Annotated in this window: 1 protein-coding gene; it reads left to right on the top strand. The window is 63.8% G+C overall.

What is annotated here, in order from left to right; genetic code table 11:
- On the top strand, positions 1 to 293 hold a 293-nt coding region (locus tag HA630_RS00190; protein ID WP_243855299.1), incomplete at both ends, for an EF-Tu/IF-2/RF-3 family GTPase.

The following is a 293-nucleotide window of genomic DNA, read 5'->3' as shown; positions in this document are numbered from 1 at the left end:
GACGTGTTCTCCATCTCCGGCCGCGGCACCGTCGTGACCGGCCGTATCGAGCGCGGCATCATCAAGGTCGGTGAAGAAATCGAGATCGTCGGCATCTCCACCACCCAGAAGACCACCTGCACCGGCGTCGAAATGTTCCGCAAGCTGCTGGACCAAGGCCAGGCTGGCGACAACGTCGGCATCCTGCTGCGCGGCACCAAGCGCGAAGACGTGCAGCGCGGCCAAGTGCTGTGCAAGCCCGGCTCCATCAAGCCGCACACCCACTTCACCGGTGAGGTGTACGTGCTGTCCAA

Source organism: Aquabacterium sp. A08 (assembly GCF_011742065.1).
The sequence above is the reverse complement of the archived record's forward strand: the minus strand, read 5'-3'. Positions and strand labels throughout refer to the sequence as shown.